Genomic DNA, 15311 nt, shown 5'->3' with positions numbered 1-15311 from the left:
AAGGCGCCCGGTGCAACGCCGGCTGCTCAACAAAACGAGGAACGCCCCCATGACGTCCAGCTTCGACTTCGCCCCCCTGTTTCCGGCAGGGCTGCCGGCCCCTTCTGGTCGCTGGACGGGCCTTGCCAAATACAGCTTCGTCGGCGGCAACAACGATTCCGAACAGGTCCCGCTCGACGAATTGGTCGAAGCGGCCAACGCGGTGCTGCGGCGCGAGGGCCGGTCGCTCGCCACTTACGGGCTGGCGCATGGCCCGCAGGGTTACCTGCCCCTGCGCGAATTCCTTGTGACCAAGCTCAAGCGCGATGCCGGCATCACCTGCACCATCGACGATCTCCTGATCGTCTCCGGCTCACTGCAGGCGCTCGACCTCGTCAACGCGACGCTGCTGACCCGCGGCGACACCGTGATCTTCGAGCAGGACAGCTATCAGGGCTCTCTGACCCGCCTGGCGCGGCTCGGCGTCAACGTCGTCGGCGTCCCCCTCGACAAGGACGGCATGCGCATGGACCTGCTGGCCGCGACCCTGGCCGATCTGAAGAGCCGCGGCATCCGGCCCAAATACATCTACACCATCCCGACGGTGCAGAATCCGACCGGCAGCATCATGCCCGAGAGCCGCCGCGCCGAGCTGGTGCGGCTCGCGACCGAGTATGGTGTGCCCATCTTCGAGGACGATTGCTATGCCGACCTCGTCTGGTCGGGGCAGCGTCCGCCGGCGATCTACGCGATGAGCGAGAGCGGCGGTGTCATCCATATCGGCTCGTTCTCCAAATCGATCGCGCCGGCGCTGCGCGTAGGCTTCATCGTGGCGCCCTGGGAGGTGATGTCGCGGATGCTGGCGCTGAAGACGGATGCGGGCTCCGGCGCGCTGGAGCAGATGGTGCTGGCGACCTATTGCAAGCCGCATTTCGCAAGCCATGTACCGGCGCTGACGAAAGCACTGCGCACCAAGCTCGACACGCTGATGGAAGCGCTGAACGAGCAGTTCGGCACGGCCGCCGAGTTCGAGGAGCCCAAGGGCGGCATCTTCCTCTGGGTCAAGCTGCCGGATCAGGTCGATACGTTGAAGCTCTATCAGGCCGCGCTCGCCGCCGGCGTCTCGATCAATCCGGGCCCGGAATGGTCGACCAACAAGAGCCATTCCAGCTCGCGGCTGCGGCTGTGCTTTGCAAGTCCCTCGCATCAGCAAATCCGCGAGGGCGTCGCCGTGCTGGCCGAGGTCTGCCGCAAGGAATTCGGCGTGCCCGCCCGCAGCGCCAATGTGGAGAAGCGGGCCTGAGGCCGCAGCCTCACGCCTCGACGTGAAACTCCACGTTGACCTGGCCGGAGCCGGACGAGGGAAAGTAGTCGCAGAGCTGTTCAGCGGCGCCGCGATAGTCGTACCAGCCGAGCGCGGCGAACAGCATGATGGTGTCGGCCATGCCGCCCTCGCCGTTGCACTTGGTGGCGTAGTCCGGGAGCATGTCGAGGAATTCGCGGTAGCGACGGCTCTGCCACAGCTCGAGCACGCGCAGATCGACCTGGCGGTTGAACTCGCTGGCGACCGAGGTCCACGCCTCGGGGCCCAGCTTCTTGTTCGGCCAGAGCCGATGCGAGAGCGAGCCGCTGGCGAGGATCGCGACCCGCTCACCGGATTCGTCGATCGCGCGGCGGGTCGCTTCACCGAGGATCCGGCTCTCCTCGAACGAGGTGAAGAGCGGCGAGGCCACCGAGACGACCTTCGCAAAGCCGTCCGGGTTCAGGTAGTGCATCGGCACGACGGTGCCGTATTCGAGCCCGAGGCTCGCCACCTCATGGGCGATCACGTTGAGGCCTGCGTCCCCGGCCCTCTCAGCGATGGCTTTCGCCAGGCCCGTGTCGCCCGGCAGATCGTAGCGCAGATCCTGGATCATCTGCGGCGCTTCGTGGCTCGTGAACGAGCCGCGATGCCGCGCATTGGCATTGATGTGGTAACCGAAATTGGAGAGCCAGTGGGTGTCGAACACCACGAAGCAGGTGACGCCGCGTTCTTTCGCCCGCCGGCCCAGCTCGCGCAAGGAACTGACCGCCGGCTCGCGCGCGGCGCGGAGCGGGCTGCCCGGTAGCTCCGACAGCATCAATGATGGAACGTGGGTGACCTTGGCGGCGAGTACGAGCTGCCCCATGGCGGTCCCCTCGAAGCGTCAGGCCGCCTGCGGCTGACTGCCGTGGATTGCGGAGGCCAGGCGCAGCAGCAGGACGATCGAGACATTGCCCTTGCCGGCCTCGATCTGGGCGATATAGCGCTCGGAAATCCCGGAACGGCGGGCCAGCTCGCGGCGCGACAGGTCGCAGCGCATGCGCGAGGACCGCAGGCGATCGCCCAGCTCGGTCAGAAACTCGGTCTCGGAATAAGGCGGCACGGCACAACTCCCTGGCAGCACTTCGCCCGCAAAATCCATGACTTGATTCAGCATTGGTCTATCCAGGTTCGCCTTCGGGAAGCGTCATCCTACCCCGGAAAAGTCCGGCTTCATTGACGCGGATCAAATTCGCGAGCGATCGGCGGCCGCCATGGACGGCAGCCGACGGGATGCTACACTTTGGAATTCTTCGAGGCGGGGGTTCTTTCAGGACATGACGCGTGGTTTGGGCCGCTGGATCGCGGCCGCGATGCTGTGGGGGGCGGTCACCGCAACTGCAAGCGCCGAGACGCTGGCCGCGACGGTCGAGCAATGGGGCCTGCTCGGCTCATGGGCGGTCGACTGCGCGGCCCGGCCCGACCGCGACAAGGGCGCGCTCTTGACCTACGAGATCCGGAAGGACGGCCGGGTGATGTACCGGCGCAATTTCGGCGAGGCCAGGGACGAGAACGAGGTGGTGTCGGCCACGGTCAACGCCGAGGGCCTGCTCAATGTGATGGTGTACTTCCCCTCGCTGCACCAGGCCCGAGAATTCGGGCTGCTACTCCTCAAGGACGGCAGCCTGCGCGCGATCTACAATCGCAGCGAGCGCGGCGAATATACGATCAAGGACGGCAAATACGTCGCCACCGGCGCGCCCACGCCGACGCAGCAGCGTTGCGACTAGCTACCTGAACAGCTGTTCAGAATTCTCCTGCGATTCTCCCGGAACGTTCGCATCAATGCGCGGTTTAGATGTGCATTCGAATTTCGAGGAGGACATCATGAAGAAGCTTGGTTATGTGGTTGCGGCCCTGGGTGCACTCGTGATCGCGGCGCCGACGCTGGCAAGCGCGGAAACGGTCGTGATCAAGCGTGGCGGTTATCACCATCATCATCACGGTCCCTACGGCGCCCGCGCCGAATTCCGCGGCCATCGCGATTACGGCTGGCATCGCGGCCATCATCGCGACAAGGTCGTGGTGATCAAGCGCAGCCATCGCCACTGGGACTAACTGAGAGCGCATATGGAAATGGCCCCTCACGGGGCCATTTCTTTGCGCATCAAGGATCGAACTAATCCCACGCCGGTGCGAAGCCCGGATTGACGCAGCGGCGATCCTTCGGCAGCGCGGCGATCTTCTTGCGATCGGCATCGTCGAGCGTGATCTTCAGCGCATCGAGGTTGGCCTGCTGGCTCTCGCGGCGCGAGGCTTTCGGGATCGCGGCGACGCCGTCCTGGTCGAGCAGCCATTTCAGCGCCACCTGCGCGGCGGTCGCGTTGTGCCTGGCGCCAATCTCGGCCAGCACCGGCTCCGATGCAATGCGCCCCTGCGCCAGCGGACAATAAGCGACGAGCGGGATCGACTTCGCCGCGAGATAGGCGCGCACCTTCGATTGATCGAGCATCGCGTGATATTCGACCTGGTTGCAGGCGATCGGCGCCCTGACGTCCTCGACCGCGATCTTGAGCAGCGCCGTGGTGAAATTAGCGACGCCGATGGCGCGGGTACGTCCCTCCTCCTTCAGCTTCATCAAGGTCTCGAACACTGCGCCCCAGTTCGCGGCCGTCGACGGCCAGTGCACGAGATAGAGATCGACATGGTCGAGCCGGAGCTTGTTCAGGCTCGCATCGAAGGCACGACGGATCGCGTCGGGACTGAGGTTCTCGTGCCAGACCTTCGTCGTGACGTGAAGCTCGGCGCGCGGCAGGCGGGACGCGGCGATGGCTGATCCGATCGGCTCCTCATTGGCATACATCTCGGCGGTGTCGATATGGCGATAGCCGATCGACAGCGCGCTCTCGACCGCGGCGCGGCAGGCATCTCCCTGCATGCGAAAGGTGCCGAGGCCGAGCTTGGGCATGCTGATGCCCTGTGTCTTCAGATTGTCCATGAACAGGCTCCTGACATATTGCATCCCGCCGACCACACCGTGAGGGCGTTGGAAGCAGACTCTTTGGTGATGGAAAAGAGGTGGCGGGAATAGCCAATCTAGCGCGGGAGCAGCCCTGCGGCCAATCAAGATCGGGTTAGAGCGGGGATGCGCGATGCGTCCTCGACGTCATGCCCGGGCTTGTCCCGGCCATGACGACGCGGAGAGGTTATCCGCCCCTCACGAATGCTGCGCAACCACCGCAGGTCGCGCCTGTGGCTGCGGCGCGATGTCGACCGACCAGAGGCTGCGGTTGTCGACGTCCTTCAAGGTCACGGTCATCACGCCGGTCGGGCCGTCGATGTCGACGCGGCCGAAGAACTGCAGGCCGAAGCACGGTGCCAGATTATCGCCCTGCGCCGCGCTGCAGCCGTTCTGGTACATCGCGACGGGCCCAAAGGTGTTGTCGAGCTCGGCGGGACCCCAGGTGCCGGCATGCAGCGGGCCCGAAACGAACTCCCAGAACGGCTCGAAATCCCTGAACTGCGCCTTGTTCGGATCGTAGTAGTGCCCGGCGGTGTAGTGCATGTCGGCGGTGAGCCAGACGATGTTGCGCACACCGGCGCGCTTGATGGAGCCGAGAAGATCGGCGATCTCGTGCTCGCGCCGATCGGGCGGCCCGTCGCCGAGCGCGACGGCGTCCAGGCTGATCAGGCCGAGCGGCAAATCGGCCGCGATCACCTTCCAGGTCGCGCGCGAGGCGGCAAGCTCGCGCTTGAGCCAGGCGAGCTGTTCGGCACCAAGGATCCAGCCGCGATGGTCGCTGCCCTTATTCCAACGGTCGTCGCGATAGCTGCGCATGTCGATCATGAAGATGTCGAGCAGCGGGCCGTAAGCGATCTTCCGATAGACCCGGCCCTGCCGCACGCCGATGTCGCGGATCGGCATGAAGTCGAAGAAGGCACGGCTAGCGCGTGCGACGAGGCGCGGGGTGCCGTCATCCTCAAAGCCTGCGTCATCGTAGCTGCCGGTCGGTGACCAGTCGTTGGTGACTTCGTGGTCGTCCCATTGCGCGAACATCGGCACCTCCGCGTGGAAGGCGCGGAAGTGCTCATCGAGATGGTTGTATTTGTAATTGCCGCGGAACTGCGCCAGCGTGTGCGCCACATCTGACTTCTCCTCGGTCACGAGGTTGCGCCAGGTCTCGCCGTTCGGCAGTTTCTGCTCGGCAGGAATCGTGCAGTCGGCGTAGATGTGATCGCCGGAATGGATGAAGAAGTCCGGTCGGTTGTCAAGCATGGTGCGATAGCTGCGATAGCCGCCGCGCGAGATGTCGATGCCCCAGCCCTGCCCTCCGACATCGCCGGACCACACGAACGAGATCGACCGGCCTGCTGCCGGCGCGGTGCGGAAATGGCCGATGCGGCTCTCGCCGCAAAGGCCGGTTGCGATGTCGTCGAAGCGGACGCGATAGAACATGTCCTGTTCGGGCGGCAGGTCGTCGAGCTGCAGCTTCGCGGTGCAATCCGCGTCCGGCAGCGCGTCGCGCGAAGCCGACGCAATGATGGTCTTGAAGCTCTCGACGGTCGAGCACTCCACGTGCATTCGCGCGGGACGGTCGGCACGCGCCCAGATGACGGCGGATCCATCGCAGACGTCGCCCGACTGGATGCCGCCTGCGACTTGCGGCCGATCAGCGGCGCGGCTGAGATAGGGTGTCGCGAGCGTGCCGAGCGAGGCAACCGCCAGGCTTGAAGTCGAACGGACCAGGAATTGCCGCCGGGTCCATGCGCGCGAGGCGCGGAGCGTTGCCATTCAGGAAACCTTCGTCGAATCGCGACGGAAGGTGCCTGCGCTCCTTAACTTCCAGCTTACGGTTTCTTGACTCCCCGCCTACGGTTTTGCGACGCGGGGATGACGGGGTGCCCCCCGTTCAGTGCTTCCAGTTGCAGATGCCGCCGGAGCGGCAGGGCCAGGTCTGGATGCGGGTGTCCATCGCCTGCGCGTCGAGCGGGTTGCCGTGACGATGCGCAAGCTTGGTGCGGGCTGCGCCGCGCGGCTGCGCGGGCCTCGCATGCGCGACCTTCGGCTCGACCGCACGGACGCGTTCGGCGGCCACCTTCTTCGGCACGTCGACGGGCTCCGCGCGCGCCTGCGCCTCGTTGCCGCCGCGCGCTTCGAGGGCGACCGGTGCAAATTGCGTCTCAGGCCCGAGACGTTTTGGAGACAGCACGGCCCTGGAGAGATCGAGACCGAGATATTCGTTTGGCTTGTAGTCGTCAGCGCGCGCGATGCCGCCCCATGCGAGCACGAGGGCAACGGCAATTGCAAAAGAACCGCTTTTCAGGACCACGGACGCCTCCTGAAATTGATTTTGAAAGGGTAATTTACCCTTATTTGGGAGGCTTCGCCTGGAATTCCAGTGGCCAAGTGCCGCCGTGGTTAAGAAGTTTGCCGGTGTCAGGCGACCTTTCGCGTCGCCCCCGTCCCATCCAGGAACCCCATCAGACGGCTGCGGATGATCTGTTCCGCCTCCCCCATGATCCGATCGATGAGTTCCTTGCAGGAGGGGATGTCGTGGATCAGCCCGGCGACCATGCCGCAGCTCCAGGCGCCGGCGTCCATCTGGCCTTCCAGCATGATCCTGGGGTAGACGCCCGCAACCTGGTCGTGGATGTCGTCGATCTTGAGCTTGTCGCCCTTCTCGCGCTCGATCTCGATGAGGCGATCGACATTGGCGTTCCTCAACACGCGCTCGGTGTTGCGCAAGCTGCGCATGATCAGGCGGGTGTCGAGCTCGGTGGCCGCGACCAGCGCGTTCTTCACGTTCTGATGCACCGGCGCCTCCTTGGTGGCGATGAAGCGCGTGCCCATGTTCATGCCGGCCGCGCCCAGCGACAAGGCCGCAACCAGGCTGCGCCCGTCCGCCATGCCGCCGGAGGCGACGAACGGAATCTTCAATTCCTCTGCCGCACGCGGCAGCAGGATCATGTTGGGAATGTCGTCCTCGCCGGGGTGACCACCGCACTCGAAGCCATCGACGCTGACGGCGTCGCAGCCGATGCGCTCGGCCTTCAGCGCGTGGCGGACCGAGGTGCATTTGTGGATCACCTTGATGCCGGCGGCCTTCAGCGCCGGCATGTACTGCTCCGGACTGCGGCCTGCGGTCTCCACCGCCTTGATGCCGCCTTCGACGATGGCCGCGATATACTCCGGATAGGGCGGCGCCGCGAAGGTCGGCAGGAAAGTGAGGTTGACGCCGAACGGCTTGTCGGTCATGTCGCGGCAGCGCGCGATCTCCTTGGCGAGCAGCTCCGGCGTCTTCTGCGTGAGACCGGTGATGATGCCGAGCCCGCCGGCATTGGAAACGGCTGCTGCCAGCTCGGCGAAGCCGACGAAATGCATGCCGCCCTGGATGATGGGGTGCTCGATGCCGAACAGCTCGGTGATCGCGGTCTTCACGTAACTACCTCCCGGAATTCTGCCTTGGATTGGGTGCAGTCTAGCCGGACTTTCGCGCCGCGGTCACCCTTTCTCTGAGATTGCAGGCAAGGCTTCCTCAATGCCCCCGCGCCGGCCCACCGAGCTTGATCGGCCGCAGCACGGCTGCCGTCGGGATCATCAGCACCGCGACGATCGCAAGCGTCCAGAACACGTCGATATAGGCGAGCAGATCGACCTGCTGCTGCAAGGTGCGACCGACCCAGGCGACCGCCTGCGATGCCGCATCGCTCGCATTGGAGCCCTGCGCCTGGAAGTAGCGCGTCATCGCATCGATGGTCTGCTGATAGCCGAGATCGGAAGGTGCGGCGTGCTCGATCAGGCGGCTCTGGTGGAATTGCTGGCGCTGCGCCAGCACCGTCTGCGCCAGCGCGACGCCCATGGATCCCCCGATGTTGCGGGCGACGTTGATCAGGGCCGAGGCCTGGTTGGTCTTGTCCGGTGGCACGCCGTCATAGGACGCGGTCGTCACCGGCAGGAACAGGAAGGGCAGACCGAGCGCAAGGAAGATGCGGGACAGCGCCGCGTAACCGTAGGTGATGTCGCCGGTCAGTCCCGTGAGATGCCACATTGAGAACGCGACGATCGCCGCGCCGAACATGATGAGGTATTTCGGTTGCACCGAGCTGACGAGGCGGCCGACCACGGGCATCAGCACCAGGGTCGCAATGCCGCCCGGCGATAGCGCGAGGCCGGCCAGCATCGCCGTGTAGTTCAGCTCGGTCTGAAGCAGTTGCGGCAGGAGCTGCGTGGTCGAGATCAGCACGGCACCGGTAGCGAGCATCACCAGGAAGCAAGCGGCGAACTGGCGGCGGCCGAGCAGGCGCAAATCGACGATGGGATCTTCGCGCGTCAGCTCCCACGGGATCAGCGCGAGCAGGCAGGCGGCGGCCAGCAGCGCGAACATGATGATCATGTTCGAGCCGAACCAGTCGTTGCGCTGGCCTTCATCTAGCACGAACTCGAGCGAGCCGAGCCCGATCGCGACGAGCAGGAAGCCAATATAGTCGACGCGCAGGCCCTTGCTGAGCAGCCTCTCCCTCTCCTCCTCCGCGCCTGAGGGCTCCCGGACCAGCGTCCCGACCAGGAACAGCGACAACAGACCCATCGGTACGTTGATCAGGAACACCCAGTGCCAGGTGTAGGTGTCGGTTATCCAGCCGCCGAGTGTCGGGCCGATCACCGGTGCGACCACGACGGCGACGCCGTAGATCGCGAAGGCCTGGCCGCGCTTGTGCGGCGGGAAGGAGTCGGCGAGGATCGCCTGCTCGCTGGTGGCCATGCCGCCGCCGCCGAGGCCCTGAAGAATGCGAAACAGCACCAGCGACTGCAGATTCCAGGCGAAGCCGCACAGCAACGAGGACAATGTGAAGGTCGCCACGCAGATCATATAGAAGCGCTTGCGGCCGATCACCGTCGACAGCCAGCCCGAGATCGACAGCACGATGGCGTTCGCGACCAGATAGCTGGTGATGACATAGGTGCTCTCGTCGATGCCGACCGCGAGGCTGCCCGCGATGTGACGCAGCGCGACATTGGCGATGGTGGTGTCGAGCACCTCCATGAAGGTCGCGATCGAGACCACGAAGGCGATGAGATAGGGATTGTGCCCGCCGGCCGCCGAACGTTCCGGCGACCAGCCGCCCGCAGACGCGCCGCCTTGCGCAGCGTCCGTCATCGCACCCTGGTCCAGGGCACGACCGACATGCCGGGACCGACAGGCAGATCGGCCGGCCAGTTGTCGACCACGATCTTCACCGGCACGCGCTGCACCACCTTGACGTAGTTGCCGGTGGCGTTCTCGGCCGGCAGAAGACTGAACGCGGTGCCGGAGCCCGGCTGCACGGAATCGACATGGCCGGTGAGCTTGCGACCGGGATAGGCATCGATGCGAATCTCGACCGGCTGGCCCGGACGCATGTCGTTCAGCTGCGTCTCCTTGTAGTTCGCGACGATCCAGACCTCGTCGGGGACGAACATCATCAGGCTCTGGCCGGCGGTGACGAACGTGCCCTTGGCGCCCGAGAGCTTGACGACGCGGCCGGACTGCGCCGCGACGACGCTGGTGTATTGCAGGTTCAATTTCGCCTGGTCGAGCTGCGCCTGCGACTGCGCGAGCTGCGCCTTGGCGCCTTCGAGCTGGGCCTGCAGCGTCTTGATGCCGAGTTGCGCCGACGTCACCGCCGTCTTGGCGCGCTCGGTGTTGGCCTGCTGCGCCTGGAGATCAGAGCGGGTCTGTTGCTGGCGCTGCACGGTGCCGGCGCCCTTCTCGACCAACTCTTCCGCGCGCTTGAACTCCTGCTGCGCGAATTGAAGCTGGGCCTGCGCCTGCTCGAGCTGCGCCTGGGCCTGCTTGATCTGCTCCTCTTGCGAAACAATCTGCGCCTCGACATTGTCGATGTTCGCCTTGGAGACGGCGACCTGCGCGCCCGCCTGCTCGATGGCGATGCGATAGTCGCGCTCGTCGATTTTGGCGAGAAGATCGCCGTCACTGACATGCTGGTTGTCAGTGACGGGAATGTCGGTCACATAGCCGCCGACCTTCGATGCCACCGAAAAGCTGCGCGCCGCGACGAACGCATCGTCGGTGGATTCGTAATGGCGCACCTCGAGCCAGTAGAGCAGACCGCCGACGATCGCGGCGATCAGCACGATGGCGCCGGCGGTCGCGAGCAGCCAATGCTCGCGAAGCCGGTCTCGCAGCGACGGCGCTGGCTTCTCCGGCTGATCCTTGGCGTCGCGCGGCGGATCGGGATTCGGTGGTGGAGCGTCCTTCGCCCTCTGCGGCTGCTCCGCGGACGGGCCACGCTCCCGTGTCTGAGCATCCACGGCCAACAACCTCTCTTGGGATTGAGCTGGCGCCAAGCCGATTTGCACCGGTCGTGCGCGCCGCGGGCCTAACCACGGCGCCGCAACATGGTTCCGCACACCCAGCGCGCCGCCGTCATTCGTGATCGCGCTGCCAACAAAAATAGAGCGCAGCATTGTGCCTGCTGCGCTCCTATTTATTCCGCGAAATCGTTTGGTTCAGTGCGTCTTGGTCCGATGCCATTTCTCGAGGTCGGGCTTCACCTCGTCCGTTCCCTGCTCCTTCTCCGGATTGCCCTTCCAGGGCTTGTCCGTTTGCCTGTGCGAACCCCAATCATTCTGATTACGGGGATCGTCGGTGGGCCGTTCCTTGCTCATTGGTTGATCCTTCTGCTACGCGAACGGGACGCCATAATAGGAATTGATACCGCGAACGGCAGCGTCATCGCTCCAGTTCCATTCGGTCTGCTCGCTATATTTGGGAGCACCTTCCAGTTCCTTGGCGGTGATCGCGGTAATGTAACCGCCAAGTTCGGTGTCGTATTTCAACGATTGCCAGGGCAGCGGATAATGATCATTGCCGAGGCCGAGGAATCCTCCGAAGCCAAGCACCGCGTAGGAGACCTTGCCGCTGATCTTGTCGATCATCACCCGTTCGATCGAGCCGATCTTGTTTCGATCGGCTCCGAAGACCGATGTTCCCTCGACCTTGTCGCTTCCGATCAGCCGACCCATTTCGTCGCGGTCCAGTTCGCCCTGATTCAGCATCGTCATTCTCCACTCAGCCATTTCTGAATCAACCGCGAGGGGGCAGCGATCGTTCCGGTCCGTGTTCCCAGGCACGAGACAGGAACATCGCAGGGAAGCAGCCGTTCTGAGCTCATCCACTCAGCCAAGGTTCGCGCGATGTCCCAGACCGTCTCCGACTTCATCGTCCAGCGTCTGCATCAATGGGGCGTGCGCCACATCTTCGGTTACCCCGGCGACGGCATCAACGGCGTGTTCGGCGCGATGAACCGGGCCCAGGGGCAGGACGGCGAGATCGGCTTCGTGCAGGCCCGGCACGAGGAGATGGCGGCGTTCATGGCGACCGCTTACGCAAAATTCTCAGGCCAGCTCGGCGTCTGCATCGCGACCTCCGGACCCGGCGCCTCGCATCTCGTCACCGGGCTCTACGATGCACTGCTCGATCACCAGCCGGTGCTGGCGATCGTGGGCCAGCAGGCCCGCAATGCCCTGGGCGGGCACTACCAGCAGGAGCTCGACCTTCTCTCGATGTTCAAGGACGTCGCGGGCGCCTATGTCATGCAGGCATCCTCGCCTGCGCAGGTGCGGCACCTGATCGACCGCGCGGTCCGGATCGCGCTGGCGCGGCGGACCCCGACCGTGATCATCCTGCCCAACGACCTGCAGGAGGAACCTTACGAAAGCCCGCCCCACGCCCACGGCACGCTGCATTCCGGCATCGGCTACAGCGCACCCAGCATCACGCCGCGCGAGGCCGACCTCGATCGCGCCGCGGAGGTGCTCAATGCCGGCAAGAAGGTTGCGATGCTCGTCGGCGCCGGCGCGCTTGGTGCCACCGACGAGGTGATCGCCGTCGCCGACCGGCTGTCGGCGGGCTGTGCCAAGGCGCTGCTCGGCAAGGCCGTGCTGTCCGACGATTTGCCATGGGTCACCGGCTCGATCGGCCTGCTCGGCACCGAGCCCAGCTACAACATGATGATGGAGTGCGACACGCTGCTGATGGTCGGATCCGCCTTCCCTTACGCCGAATTCCTGCCGAGGGAAGGCGCCGCGCGCGGCGTGCAGATCGACATCGACGCCAGCATGCTGTCGATCCGCTTTCCCATGGAGGTCAGCCTCGTCGGCGACGCCGCCGAGACACTGCGCGCATTGCTGCCGCGATTGAAACCCAGGAGCGACGGCGCCTGGCGCCATGGAATCGAAGATAACGTGGCGAAATGGTGGAAGACGCTGGACGGAAGGGCACATCAGCCCGCAGCCCCGGTCAATCCGCAGCTCGTTGCCTGGGAACTGTCCCCGCGCCTGCCCGAGCGTGCGATCGTCACCAGCGATTCCGGCTCTTGCGCCAACTGGTTCGCGCGCGACCTCAAGATGCGGCGCGGCATGACGGCCTCGCTCTCCGGCGGCCTCGCCTCGATGGGCGCCGCCGTGCCCTATGCGCTCGCCGCAAAGTATGCCCATCCGGATCGGCCGGTGATTGCCCTCGTCGGCGACGGCGCGATGCAGATGAACAACATGGCGGAATTGATCACCGCCGCGAAATATTGGCGCAGCTGGAAGGATCCGCGCCTCGTCGTCTGCGTCTTCAACAACGAGGACCTCAACCAGGTCACATGGGAGCAGCGCATCATCAACGGCGACCCGAAATTCGGGGCCTCGCAGCGCATTCCCGACGTCTCCTACTCCCGCTTCGCCGAGCTCATCGGCCTGCGCGGCATCTTCGTCGACAGCCCAGACCTGCTCGGCTCTGCCTGGGAGCAGGCGCTTGGATGCGAGATGCCCGTCGTGCTCGAGGTGAAGACCGATCCCGAAGTGCCGCCGCTGCCGCCGCATATCACGCTGCAACAGGCCAAGAACTTCTCCCTCGCCCTGATGAAGGGCGACCCGAACGAAGGCGGGATGATCAAGGGAGCAGCACGGCAGGTGCTCGAAACGATCCTGCCCGGAAAGCAATGAGGTGAACCATGAGCGACTTCCGCGACATCCAGCACGGCGTCAACGATCCCGTTCACGGCCTCGATGTGAAGCGGCAGATCAACGACAATAAGACGGCGCATGAGCGCGCGCAGCGGCATGCCGACGTGCGGGCCGACGCCACGGCCGCCTCCGACGAGCCGTTTCTGCCCGAGCGGCTTCGACGCAAGCCGACCGATCCGATCAATCCGCGCACCGGGCGCAATCCCACGGATTGATCGTTAGGAACCACGGCCCCCGAGGCGTGTTGATCGGCGCAACATGGCGCGGCTAGCGGCCGCGCGTCCAATTGGAGGGACCACACATGAAACGTGCCGTCATCGCCCTTGCTTGCGTGCTCTTCGCAGGCCCCGCGCTCGCCCAGTCGCTGGGCGAGAAGACCGGCGTCAACTCGGCGCTCGGCGTCGCACCTTCGACCGCCGACTTCGTCAAGGAGGTCGCGATCAGCGACATGTTCGAGATCGAGTCGAGCAAGCTCGCCGAGCAGAAGGGCAACGCCCAGGAGAAGAGCTTCGCGCAGCAGATGATCACCGATCACACCAAGACCAGCACCGAGCTCAAGGGCCTGGTCGGCGACAAGAAGGTCGAGGCGACGCTTCCGACGGCGCTCGACAGCTCGCACCAGAGCAAGCTCGACAAGCTCAAGAATGCCTCGGGCAAGGATTTCAGCTCGGACTACAACTCCTACCAGGTCAGCGCCCATGAGGATGCGGTGTCGCTGTTCGAGCGCTACGCCAAGGGCGGTGACAATTCCGCGCTGAAGGACTGGGCCGGCAAGACGCTGCCGGCGCTCAAGCACCATCTCGACATGGCCAAGGAGCTCGGCAAGGCCCCGAGCGTCGGCCAATCCACCAAGTAACACATTGCTGAAGGACGTCGGGCATGCCCGGCGTCCTTCGCTTAGCAACATCGACCGTCTCCGCGCATTGAGCCCTGGCCACCGCGGAGAGCATCATGTCGAATCCCAGCAAACCTCACTATCCCGCCGCCACGTCATGCACGGCGCGAGCGCAACGCTCGCGGCGGCTTCGCTGGCGTCTGCAGCGAAAGGAGAGACGTCCATGGCCGAGCACGCCTTGATCGATCCCGTCAGCCGCTATCCGAAGCCGCCGTTCAAGAAGCAGTCGCAGCCTTGGCCAGGCCTCGCCGGCCAGATGGAGCCGCGGCCCGATCATGGCGAGACCAGCTACAAGGGCTCCGGCCGGCTAGCCGGCCGCAAGGCCCTGATCACCGGCGGCGATTCCGGCATGGGCCGCGCCGCCGCGATTGCCTACGCTCGCGAGGGCGCCGACGTCGCCATCAATTACTTGCCGGCGGAAGAACCCGACGCCCAGGAAGTGATCGCGTTGATCAAGAAGGAAGGACGCATCGGACTTGCGGTCCCCGGCGACCTCAAGGACGAAGCCTTCTGCGGCAGGCTGGTCGAGCAGGCGGTGCAAGGCCTCGGCGGCCTCGATATCGTCGTCAACAACGCGGCCCGGCAACAGACCCGCGCCTCCATCCTCGACGTCCCGTCGGAGGATTTCGACGCGACCATGAAGACCAACATCTACGCGCCGTTCTGGATCATCAAGGCGGCCTTGCCTCATCTCAAACCCGGCGCTTGCATCATCGGCACGACATCGGAGCAGGCTTATGATCCCTCGCCGGATCTCTACGACTATGCGCAGACCAAGGCGGCGACGATGAACTACGTAAAGTCGCTGGCCAAGCAGCTCGCTTCCAGGGGCATCCGTGTCAACGGCGTCGCGCCGGGGCCGATCTGGACGCCGCTGCAGGTCTCCGGCGGAGCCACGATGGAGAAGCTGGAAAAATTCGGCGGCATGACACCGCTCGGCCGTCCGGGCCAGCCGGTCGAGCTCGCTTCGATCTATGTGCAGCTTGCCGCCGCCGACGCCAGCTATGCGACTGGCCAGGTATATGGCGCCGCCGGCGGATCCGGACAGCCGTAGTCAGGCCTCGCGGCGGAAGCTCCCGAAGCTCAGGAACCATCCTTGTCTCCCAGCTTTTACAAAACTGTCATGGAGGAAACATCGCCGGCTG

17 protein-coding genes are annotated in these 15311 nt (G+C 64.9%); 7 read left to right on the top strand and 10 right to left on the bottom strand.

The genetic code is table 11. The features are described 5' to 3' along the window. The first annotated feature begins 49 nt into the window (after nt 1-49). The gene (locus XH83_RS09445) at nt 50-1282 is read left to right on the top strand and encodes a PLP-dependent aminotransferase family protein (RefSeq protein WP_194406733.1); all 1233 of its coding nucleotides are present in this window, start codon (nt 50-52) and stop codon (nt 1280-1282) included. 10 nt (nt 1283-1292) lie between these two features. On the opposite strand, the gene hpaD is transcribed toward XH83_RS09445, so the two are convergent. Together hpaD and XH83_RS09435 are read right to left on the bottom strand one after the other, a co-directional pair. After that, nucleotides 1293-2147: a 3,4-dihydroxyphenylacetate 2,3-dioxygenase gene (gene hpaD, locus XH83_RS09440; RefSeq protein ID WP_194406732.1), complete on the bottom strand. Its 855-nt coding sequence runs from the start codon at nt 2145-2147 to the stop codon at nt 1293-1295. An 18-nt stretch (nt 2148-2165) separates the two neighbouring features. After that, on the bottom strand, nt 2166-2438 hold the full coding sequence (locus XH83_RS09435; protein WP_128916759.1) for a helix-turn-helix domain-containing protein: 273 nt from the start codon (nt 2436-2438) through the stop codon (nt 2166-2168). Between the two features lie 160 nt (nt 2439-2598). Here XH83_RS09435 and XH83_RS09430 point away from each other — a divergent pair, with 160 nt between their 5' ends. Beyond that, nucleotides 2599-3051, top strand: coding sequence for a hypothetical protein (locus tag XH83_RS09430; protein ID WP_194406731.1), 453 nt, complete (start codon nt 2599-2601; stop codon nt 3049-3051). Between the two features lie 97 nt (nt 3052-3148). Further along, nucleotides 3149-3379, top strand: coding sequence for a hypothetical protein (locus tag XH83_RS09425; protein ID WP_194406730.1), 231 nt, complete (start codon nt 3149-3151; stop codon nt 3377-3379). A 61-nt stretch (nt 3380-3440) separates the two neighbouring features. Here the strand turns inward: XH83_RS09425 and XH83_RS09420 are convergent, their stop codons facing one another. From XH83_RS09420 to XH83_RS09385, 8 genes are all read right to left on the bottom strand, one after another. Continuing rightward, on the bottom strand, nt 3441-4259 hold the full coding sequence (locus XH83_RS09420) for an aldo/keto reductase (protein WP_194406729.1): 819 nt from the start codon (nt 4257-4259) through the stop codon (nt 3441-3443). Between the two features lie 219 nt (nt 4260-4478). Next, nucleotides 4479-6053 (bottom strand): alkaline phosphatase, encoded by a 1575-nt coding sequence (locus tag XH83_RS09415; protein ID WP_194406728.1) that lies wholly within the window; start codon nt 6051-6053, stop codon nt 4479-4481. A 118-nt stretch (nt 6054-6171) separates the two neighbouring features. After that, a complete protein-coding gene (locus XH83_RS09410; protein WP_194406727.1) occupies nt 6172-6591 on the bottom strand; it encodes a hypothetical protein in 420 nt (139 codons plus the stop codon). Between the two features lie 107 nt (nt 6592-6698). Continuing rightward, nucleotides 6699-7700, bottom strand: a complete 1002-nt coding sequence (locus XH83_RS09405) for a nitronate monooxygenase family protein (RefSeq protein ID WP_194406726.1) — start codon at nt 7698-7700, stop codon at nt 6699-6701. Between the two features lie 97 nt (nt 7701-7797). Further along, the gene (locus XH83_RS09400) at nt 7798-9417 is read right to left on the bottom strand and encodes a DHA2 family efflux MFS transporter permease subunit (RefSeq protein ID WP_194406725.1); all 1620 of its coding nucleotides are present in this window, start codon (nt 9415-9417) and stop codon (nt 7798-7800) included. Then, on the bottom strand, nt 9414-10568 hold the full coding sequence (locus XH83_RS09395; RefSeq protein WP_194408209.1) for an HlyD family secretion protein: 1155 nt from the start codon (nt 10566-10568) through the stop codon (nt 9414-9416). Before XH83_RS09395 ends, XH83_RS09400 begins: the two co-directional genes overlap by 4 nt. Before the next feature lie 198 nt (nt 10569-10766). Next, nucleotides 10767-10925, bottom strand: coding sequence for a hypothetical protein (locus XH83_RS09390; RefSeq protein ID WP_194406724.1), 159 nt, complete (start codon nt 10923-10925; stop codon nt 10767-10769). A 15-nt stretch (nt 10926-10940) separates the two neighbouring features. Next, complete coding sequence (locus tag XH83_RS09385; protein ID WP_194408208.1) at nt 10941-11315, bottom strand: PRC-barrel domain-containing protein; 375 nt, start codon at nt 11313-11315, stop codon at nt 10941-10943. Nucleotides 11316-11453: 138 nt separating this feature from the next. Here XH83_RS09385 and XH83_RS09380 point away from each other — a divergent pair, with 138 nt between their 5' ends. From XH83_RS09380 to XH83_RS09365, 4 genes are all read left to right on the top strand, one after another. After that, the gene (locus XH83_RS09380) at nt 11454-13250 is read left to right on the top strand and encodes a thiamine pyrophosphate-requiring protein (protein ID WP_194406723.1); all 1797 of its coding nucleotides are present in this window, start codon (nt 11454-11456) and stop codon (nt 13248-13250) included. Nucleotides 13251-13258: 8 nt separating this feature from the next. Continuing rightward, nucleotides 13259-13486, top strand: coding sequence for a hypothetical protein (locus XH83_RS09375; protein WP_194406722.1), 228 nt, complete (start codon nt 13259-13261; stop codon nt 13484-13486). A gap of 86 nt (nt 13487-13572) precedes the next feature. Then, nucleotides 13573-14127: a DUF4142 domain-containing protein gene (locus tag XH83_RS09370; RefSeq protein ID WP_194406721.1), complete on the top strand. Its 555-nt coding sequence runs from the start codon at nt 13573-13575 to the stop codon at nt 14125-14127. A 202-nt stretch (nt 14128-14329) separates the two neighbouring features. Beyond that, nucleotides 14330-15220 carry an SDR family oxidoreductase gene (locus tag XH83_RS09365; protein ID WP_194406720.1) on the top strand — a complete coding sequence of 297 codons (891 nt, stop codon included), beginning with the start codon at nt 14330-14332 and terminating at the stop codon, nt 15218-15220. The last annotated feature ends 91 nt before the right edge of the window (nt 15221-15311 follow it).

It is taken from the genome of Bradyrhizobium sp. CCBAU 53351, assembly GCF_015291745.1.
In the GTDB taxonomy this organism is placed as follows: domain Bacteria; phylum Pseudomonadota; class Alphaproteobacteria; order Rhizobiales; family Xanthobacteraceae; genus Bradyrhizobium.
Note: the sequence above shows the minus strand (reverse complement) of the source record. Positions and strands in the feature narration are given on the sequence as shown.

Excerpts from the sequence above, each read along its gene's own strand:
- XH83_RS09445 (WP_194406733.1), top strand. The coding sequence starts at position 50 with ATGACGTCCAGCTTCGACTTCGCCCCCCTGTTTCCGGCAGGGCTGCCG.
- XH83_RS09400 (WP_194406725.1), bottom strand. The coding sequence starts at position 9,417 with ATGACGGACGCTGCGCAAGGCGGCGCGTCTGCGGGCGGCTGGTCGCCG.
- XH83_RS09380 (WP_194406723.1), top strand. The coding sequence starts at position 11,454 with ATGTCCCAGACCGTCTCCGACTTCATCGTCCAGCGTCTGCATCAATGG.
- XH83_RS09430 (WP_194406731.1), top strand. The coding sequence starts at position 2,599 with ATGACGCGTGGTTTGGGCCGCTGGATCGCGGCCGCGATGCTGTGGGGG.
- XH83_RS09435 (WP_128916759.1), bottom strand. The coding sequence starts at position 2,438 with ATGCTGAATCAAGTCATGGATTTTGCGGGCGAAGTGCTGCCAGGGAGT.
- XH83_RS09375 (WP_194406722.1), top strand. The coding sequence starts at position 13,259 with ATGAGCGACTTCCGCGACATCCAGCACGGCGTCAACGATCCCGTTCAC.
- XH83_RS09415 (WP_194406728.1), bottom strand. The coding sequence starts at position 6,053 with ATGGCAACGCTCCGCGCCTCGCGCGCATGGACCCGGCGGCAATTCCTG.
- XH83_RS09390 (WP_194406724.1), bottom strand. The coding sequence starts at position 10,925 with ATGAGCAAGGAACGGCCCACCGACGATCCCCGTAATCAGAATGATTGG.
- XH83_RS09420 (WP_194406729.1), bottom strand. The coding sequence starts at position 4,259 with ATGGACAATCTGAAGACACAGGGCATCAGCATGCCCAAGCTCGGCCTC.
- XH83_RS09385 (WP_194408208.1), bottom strand. The coding sequence starts at position 11,315 with ATGCTGAATCAGGGCGAACTGGACCGCGACGAAATGGGTCGGCTGATC.
- XH83_RS09425 (WP_194406730.1), top strand. The coding sequence starts at position 3,149 with ATGAAGAAGCTTGGTTATGTGGTTGCGGCCCTGGGTGCACTCGTGATC.
- XH83_RS09370 (WP_194406721.1), top strand. The coding sequence starts at position 13,573 with ATGAAACGTGCCGTCATCGCCCTTGCTTGCGTGCTCTTCGCAGGCCCC.
- hpaD (WP_194406732.1), bottom strand. The coding sequence starts at position 2,147 with ATGGGGCAGCTCGTACTCGCCGCCAAGGTCACCCACGTTCCATCATTG.
- XH83_RS09365 (WP_194406720.1), top strand. The coding sequence starts at position 14,330 with ATGGCCGAGCACGCCTTGATCGATCCCGTCAGCCGCTATCCGAAGCCG.